Below are 422 nucleotides of genomic sequence, written 5' to 3'. Positions count from 1 at the left end.
CTCACGCAGCACAGAGGCGGCGCAGCTTCTGTACGTCGGTGCGCGCGAGGGCGGCGTGCTGATGACCGACGGCTACGAGGTCTACAACAAGATCGCCTTGGCGAACAAGCTCGTGCAAATCGGGTGTTGGGCACATTGCCGGCGTTACTTCAATGACGCGCTGCAGGCCTTGCCCAAAGCCAACCGGGGGGCTGAGCAATTGGCGGCCAGGTTCATCGCGCTGATCGGCAAGCTCTACCGCGTGGAGGCCCTGGCCAAAGAGCAAGGGCTGGATGCGAATGCGCTGCTGCATAGCCGCCAAGCCAACAGTGTGCCCGTGCTGCAAGAGATCCAGGCCTTGCTGCTGGCCAACGTTCATGCGGTGCTGCCAGGCAGTTTGCTGGGCAAGGCGCTGCACTACCTGTCCTCGCAGTGGGCCAAGC

General features: G+C 63.3%; 1 protein-coding gene. It reads left to right on the top strand.

The window, feature by feature from the left end; genetic code table 11:
- Window positions 1-422 (top strand): IS66 family transposase (locus FJV41_RS57510; RefSeq protein WP_141649648.1); only part of this gene is annotated, 422 nt, incomplete at both ends.

Origin of the sequence: Myxococcus llanfairpwllgwyngyllgogerychwyrndrobwllllantysiliogogogochensis (assembly GCF_006636215.1) — a bacterium.
GTDB lineage: Bacteria > Myxococcota > Myxococcia > Myxococcales > Myxococcaceae > Myxococcus > Myxococcus llanfairpwllgwyngyllgogerychwyrndrobwllllantysiliogogogochensis.
The sequence above is the reverse complement of the archived record's forward strand: the minus strand, read 5'-3'. Positions and strand labels throughout refer to the sequence as shown.